The organism is Nonomuraea sp. NPDC049784, assembly GCF_040659615.1.
Taxonomy (GTDB): Bacteria; Actinomycetota; Actinomycetes; order Streptosporangiales; family Streptosporangiaceae; genus Nonomuraea.
In genome coordinates, this window is record NZ_JBFAMX010000637.1 from 1 (window position 1) to 5,821 (window position 5,821).

A 5,821-nucleotide genomic window follows, 5' to 3' on the forward strand; every position below is an offset into this window, starting at 1 on the left:
GTCCGCCACGCCCACGCCTGGCTGGCCCGTCACGGCCGCTGCTGGATGGACCGTACGGTGGCGGCCGAGCCGGGGGCCCTGCTCGTGGACGGGGATCTACCGGAACGCTGGACCCGCGCGTCGTACCGGACGCTCTATCTGACCCTGTTCGGCACCGAGTCGGGGCCGCCGCTGAGGCGGCTGGAGGAGATCTTCGGCCGGGCCGAGCTCGTCGCCGCCGTGCGAGCCTACGCCGACCGCACCGAGCGCCCTCTGCGTGAGCGGGTGCTCGCCCAGCTCAGGCCGGGTGACGCCGATGCAAGTTGAGATCATCGACCCCACGGTGCAGCCGGTGCCCGCCGACTGGGAGCTCTTCCGCAAGCAGGAGGGCCTGATCGCGGCCTGGCAGGCGGACGCGCTCACCGCGGTCGCCTGGTGCTCCACCCGTCCTGTCCGGCTGGGGATCGTGCGTGACGGGGGCCAGGTGGCCGCCCTGTTCAGCGGTGAGGTGACGGGGCTGCCGCCCCGCCGGGGCAGGTACGCCGAGCCCGGGGCGCTGCCGCTGACCGGGTGGTTCAACTGCCGCATGCTCATCGGCTTCACCAGCGGTTTCGTGTTCGCCGCCGAGCTGTCCGAGCCGGACAGGGTCGCCGTGCTCGCCGCGTTCGAGAAGGCGCTGCGCCGCCGGCTGGGGCGGCACTGCCTGGGCATTCTCTACCGGCAGATCACCGCCGACATGCTGCCGGTGGTGGCGCGACGGTCCCGGCCCCGGATCACGACCGCCCCCAACACGCTGCTGCGCAACCGCTGGCCGGACATGGACGCGTACTTCGCCGACCTGCCGCGCGACCGGCGGCGCCGGCTACACAAGATCCACGCCGAGGCCGCGGAGGGCACGCGGGTGCTGGCGGGCGCGGGCGAGATCGACCCGGTGCAGGCCGCGGCGCTGGCCCAGGCCACCCTGCGCAAGCACGGCAGCTCCGACGCACCCCTGCCCGCGCGCTACTTCCACGTGCTCAGCGGAGAGGAAGGCGTGCGTTACTTCGGCCACCTGGACGAGGACCGGCTGCTCTCCTTCGATCTCGCCTTCGACGACGGCCGGCGGCTGGTCACCACGGTGACCGGCTCGCTGGAGGTGCGCGACGGGGGCCGCCGCAACCTCTACTTCGACCTGTATCTACGCGAGATCGACTACATGATCGGGCACGGCCGCGAGGGATGCGAGTTCGGCAAGGGGATGGCCGAGCTGAAGCAGCGGTTCGGGTGCGAGCTGATTCCCCAGACCGCCGTGCCGGCCGCATGGTGACCATCCGACATCTCGAGAGGCGAACGACCATGGAGTTCTCACAGGCGCTCGACGCGCATCTGAAGGCGATCGAGGCACGTGACCTGGAGGGATACCTGGCCACCGTCCACCAGGACGCCTCGGTGATCCTGCCGAACGGGACGTTCCTGCGCGGCAAGGAGGCGATCGCCGAGTTCCACGCCGCCTGGTTCGGCGACCCCGACTGGTCGCTGCGGGCCGAGACCGTGCGGGTGGAGACGGTGGGGGAGGCCGCCTTCGCCCTGCTGTCGGTGGTGTACGACGACCTGGACCCGGAGGGGAAGCCGTACCAGAAGGTCTACTACCTGACCCTGTACTTCACCCGGGCCGACGGGCGGTGGCTGCTCGTCCACGACCAGAACACCTTCTGCTGAGATGACCGGATCGGGGTTCTCCGAGCGGGCCTGGGAGCAGGGGTACCGGGCCGCGGTGGCGCGGGCGTTCGGCACCGTGCCGTACTACCGCGAGATGTGGGCCGAGACGGGCGCGCGGCAGGAGGAGCCTGCCCCGACGCCGGTGACGCGGCTTGAGGCCGTGCTGGCCAGGCTGTACCCGCTGGGCGCGCCGTACGAGCGGCGGCGGGAGGAACCCGGCTGGCTGGGAGAGCCCGACGAGCTGTTCGAGGCCCTGCGGCTGACCGGGGAGTACCGGGGTGAGCGGCCGTTGTTCGAGGTGCGCCGGGCACTGCTGGACTGGCGGCGGATCGGCAGGGCGCGCTACCACGTCGTGCTCAGCGCGGACGCCGAGGTGGCCGACCCCGAGATCAGGGCGGCCGGGCTGCGTGCCTTGCACGCCGCGCGCGAGCCCGCCCTGCTGGGCGACCCCGGCCAGATCGCCGGGCTGCCCGATCGTCCGGGCCGGGCACGCCTGCTCCTGCGCGTGCCCCTGACGGACCTCGACACGCACGAGCACGGGCATGTCGTGCACGACGGTCACCTGGGCTATCTCGGGGGCCGCCACCGGGGCTGCGGGCAGGTCCACGTGAACTGGCGGCGCGTCCACGTCCGCCAGACCCCGGCGGGACCGCTGTTCACCCTGCTGCGACGGCGCCGGCCGACCCTGGTGGGCATCAGCGTCCCCGGCACCGCCCACCTCGCCCTGGAGCGCTGCCGCCGGCACGGCACGCCCGTGCTGGCCGCCCGCGAGGCGGTGACCTCGTGAGGAAGTCCACGTTCAACCTCGCGCCGGTCGCCTATCACCTGGCCGGGATCCGCCACAGGGAACGCCTCGGCCACGAGGAGCAGCGGCGGCTCCAGGCCCAGCGGCTGCGCGCCCTCGTACGGCACGCCTACGCCAACGTCCCCTACTATCGGCGCGCGTTCGCCCCCGCCGCGGTCGAGGGGCTGCGCAGCGCGCACGACCTGGCCGGGTTCCCGGTGCTGGACCGCATGGACCTGCACCACAACGGAGCCGGCCTGCTCGCGGACGGGTTCACCGAGGCCAACACCCGCGCCGCCACGACCAGCGGGTCCTCGGGCATCCCGATCACGATCCGCAACTCGGAACGCGACCTGGGCTACCTGCGCGCCACGTATCTGCAGGACATGCTCTCCCTCGGGCTGCGTCCCTCCGACAGGATCGCCTATTTCCGGGTCAACCCGTTCCTGCGCCACCCGCTCGAACGCCTGGGAGTGCTGCGCAACTTCCACATCCCCACCGACCGGCCGCTGGACGAGCAGGTGGCCGCGTTCCTGGCGGCCAGGCCCACGTTCCTCGTCGGGTTCCCCAACGTCATCGCCAGCGTGGTGGACGAGCTCAAGCGGCGCGGCATCGCCCACAAGGGCGTCAGGACCGTGCTGTTCGGCGGCGAGCGGCTCACCCCGGCCGCCCGCGCGCACATCCTCGACTACTTCGGCGCGGCCCACCAAGAGGTGTACGCCTGCGTCGAGACGTTCACCATCGCCCGCGCCTGCCCGAAGGGGAGCCTGCACCTGCGCACCTCCGACCTGGTCGTCGAGGTCGAGCACGAGGACGGCACCGTCTCGGTCGAGGACGGCCGGGGCGAGATCATCCTCACCAGGCTGCGCGGCCAGGCCATGCCGCTGATCCGCTACCGGCTCGGCGACCGGGTGCACATCACCCCCAGCGACTGCCCCTGCGGAGTGGCCCGCACGCCCATCGTGCGCGAGGTCCTGGGCCGCAGCCAGGACCGCATCGCCGCCGCCGACGGCCGGCGCTACTACGGGGACTTCCTCACCTACGTGGTCCAGGACTTCCCCGAGGTGACCCGGATGCAGCTGATCCAGCACCGGCCGGGGGCGGTCGAGGTGGTGATCGTGCCGGTCGCGGGCGCCCGCGACGACCTCACGGCCGACATCACGCAGGCGCTCCGCCGCAAGGCGCCCGGCCTGGACGCCACCGTACGAACGGCGACACAAATCGCCCCAGAAGCCAACGGAAAGATCAAGATCGTGAAAGTACACGGAGACCCCGTGCTTTCCGGTGATTCATCCGCAACCTAGAAAGGTCACGTGTCACATGTCGCTGAAGGAAACCATCGACCAGCGCATTGCCGACCACCTGAAGGCCGCTTACACCGATGACCACGCCGTACGCAAGCTGTCGCAGCACTTCCGCCGCGAGGGATATGTGAAACTGCCCGGGCTGGTCTCGCAGTCGCTGTTCACGGAGGTCAGCGACGAGGTCCACCGGCTGCTCGACCTGCACGAGAAGCGGATCGACATTCACCTGGCCGAGACCGGCAACTCGCCGCGTTACATGAGCACGATCAGCCAGCAGGCCATCGCCAAGGACAGCGGGCTGATCCCGGCCGTCTACGAATCGCAGGCTCTCATGGGCTTCCTTTCCCGGCTGGCGGCCCAGCCGGTCGTGCTGTGCCCGTGGGAGGAGGAGAAGTACATCGCCATCCGCCAGCACAAGAAGGGCGACACGCACGGCTGGCATTGGGGTGACTTCAGCTTCACGGTGATCTGGATCATCGAGGCCCCGGAGGCCAAGTACGGCGGTCAGCTCCAGACCGTCCCGCACACCGACTGGAACAAGCAGGACCCGCGCGTGGAGGAGTACCTGCAGGCGCACCCGATCAAGACCTGGGGACACGCCACCGGCGACCTGTACTTCCTGCGTTCGGACACCACTCTGCACCGCACGATCCCGCTGAACGCCGACCAGACGCGCATCATCCTGAACACCTGCTGGGCCAGTGAGTCGGACGCCAAGAAGGAGGCCACTCACGAGACCATGCACGCGATGTTCGACTGACAGATGTCCGACCTCATCCATCACTCAGGGGCGCATGCGGGCATGAAGGACGCCCGCATGCCGCCCCCCGGCATCACCGCGATCATCCCGTGCTACAACGAGATCGCCTGCGTCGAGCGCGCGTACCAGGAGATCCAGGCGGAGCTGGGCAAGTACGAGGACGTCGAGATGCTCTTCATCGACGACGGCAGCACCGACGGCACGCTGGATGCGATCAAGGGCTTCGCCGCCACCGATCCCCGGGTGAAGTACATCTCCTTCGCCAGGAACTTCGGCCTGGAGGCGGCCTTCTCCGCCGGGTTCACGTACGCCTCCAAGGCCTGGACGGTGCAGTTCGACGCGGACCTGCAGTCGCCCCCGCACGAGATGCACCGGCTCGTGGCCAAGGCGATGGAGGGCTACGACGTGGTCTTCGCCGTGCGCGAGAACCGCCAGGACGCGTGGTACCGCAGGCTCGGCACCTGGGCGCACCAGACGATCGCCCAGCGCTGGCTCGGTATCGAGCTGCCGCAGGGCGCGTCGGTGTTCCGGATCGTCCGGACCAGCGTGGCGCGCAAGGTGGTGGACACCAAGCTGTCCACGCCGTACTTCATCGCCACCGCCCCGCTGCTCGGCGCCCGCTACACCACGCTGCCCACCACGCACCAGCCGAGGGTGGACGGCACCGGCAAGTGGAACCTGCGCAAGCTGTTCACGCACGCCATCGAGCTGTTCGTCGGGTTCTCGTTCCGGCCGCTGACCTGGCTCATCGGCCTGGCCGCCGCGGCCGTGGCCGGGGGGATCGCGATCGCGGCGCTGGCGCTGGCCGGGCGCGTCGGCCCACTCGTGGTCGACCTGGCAGCCCTGCTCACCGCCCTGGTCACGCTCGTCCTGCTCGCCGTGGTCGCCCGCTATCTCGTACGGGTGATGCGCGTGCAGGCGATCGGCGTGCCGCGCTACCAGATCCGCGAGGCCAACATCCCGATCCGGGCGGACGAGGCTCTGTACGGCCATGAGACCCCCTATGTCGTCGCCGAAGTCTGGGAGAACGTCAGTTGAGAAACCTCATCGTGCTCGGCGGAGGCGAGGACCAGATCCCCGCCTACCGGGAGGGGCGCAGGCTCGGCTACCGGGTGATCGGCGTGGACCAGCGCCCCGACGCGCTCGGCGCCGCGGAAGCCGACCAGTTCCTCTGCATGACCAGCAGGGATCCGGAAGGCATCGCCCGCGCCCTGGGCCCGATCGACGTCGCCGCCGTCATCTCCCCGGCCAGCGACGCGGCCCAGGAGGCGGTGGCGGAGCTGCGCCGGATCTACC

At 70.5% G+C, this 5,821-nt stretch carries 8 protein-coding genes; all 8 read left to right on the plus strand.

Annotation, left to right across the window (positions count from 1 at the left end):
• Positions 1-306, plus strand: a 306-nt coding sequence (locus tag AB0J09_RS54260) for a hypothetical protein (protein WP_360710073.1), incomplete at its 5' end; no start/stop codon positions are given.
• Entirely contained in the window at positions 296-1,285 is a 990-nt protein-coding gene (locus AB0J09_RS54265; protein WP_360710074.1) for a hypothetical protein, read from the plus strand. The genes AB0J09_RS54260 and AB0J09_RS54265, both read left to right, overlap by 11 nt.
• A 29-nt stretch (positions 1,286-1,314) precedes the next feature.
• Positions 1,315-1,677: an SgcJ/EcaC family oxidoreductase gene (locus AB0J09_RS54270; protein WP_360710076.1), complete on the plus strand. Its 363-nt coding sequence runs from the start codon at positions 1,315-1,317 to the stop codon at positions 1,675-1,677.
• A gap of 1 nt (position 1,678) precedes the next feature.
• On the plus strand, positions 1,679-2,464 hold the full coding sequence (locus AB0J09_RS54275; RefSeq protein WP_360710078.1) for a hypothetical protein: 786 nt from the start codon (positions 1,679-1,681) through the stop codon (positions 2,462-2,464).
• Positions 2,461-3,765 carry a hypothetical protein gene (locus AB0J09_RS54280; protein ID WP_360710080.1) on the plus strand — a complete coding sequence of 435 codons (1,305 nt, stop codon included), beginning with the start codon at positions 2,461-2,463 and terminating at the stop codon, positions 3,763-3,765. The genes AB0J09_RS54275 and AB0J09_RS54280 overlap by 4 nt, the downstream gene beginning before the upstream one ends.
• A 16-nt stretch (positions 3,766-3,781) precedes the next feature.
• A complete protein-coding gene (locus AB0J09_RS54285; RefSeq protein ID WP_360710082.1) occupies positions 3,782-4,525 on the plus strand; it encodes a hypothetical protein in 744 nt (247 codons plus the stop codon).
• A 3-nt stretch (positions 4,526-4,528) separates the two neighbouring features.
• Positions 4,529-5,563 carry a glycosyltransferase family 2 protein gene (locus AB0J09_RS54290; protein ID WP_360710084.1) on the plus strand — a complete coding sequence of 345 codons (1,035 nt, stop codon included), beginning with the start codon at positions 4,529-4,531 and terminating at the stop codon, positions 5,561-5,563.
• Positions 5,560-5,821, plus strand: a 262-nt coding sequence (locus tag AB0J09_RS54295; protein WP_360710086.1) for a hypothetical protein, incomplete at its 3' end; no start/stop codon positions are given. The genes AB0J09_RS54290 and AB0J09_RS54295, both read left to right, overlap by 4 nt.

Coding starts and splice junctions, on each gene's coding strand:
- AB0J09_RS54265 (WP_360710074.1), top strand. CDS start 296: ATGCAAGTTGAGATCATCGACCCCACGGTGCAGCCGGTGCCCGCCGAC.
- AB0J09_RS54270 (WP_360710076.1), top strand. CDS start 1,315: ATGGAGTTCTCACAGGCGCTCGACGCGCATCTGAAGGCGATCGAGGCA.
- AB0J09_RS54275 (WP_360710078.1), top strand. CDS start 1,679: ATGACCGGATCGGGGTTCTCCGAGCGGGCCTGGGAGCAGGGGTACCGG.
- AB0J09_RS54285 (WP_360710082.1), top strand. CDS start 3,782: ATGTCGCTGAAGGAAACCATCGACCAGCGCATTGCCGACCACCTGAAG.
- AB0J09_RS54290 (WP_360710084.1), top strand. CDS start 4,529: ATGTCCGACCTCATCCATCACTCAGGGGCGCATGCGGGCATGAAGGAC.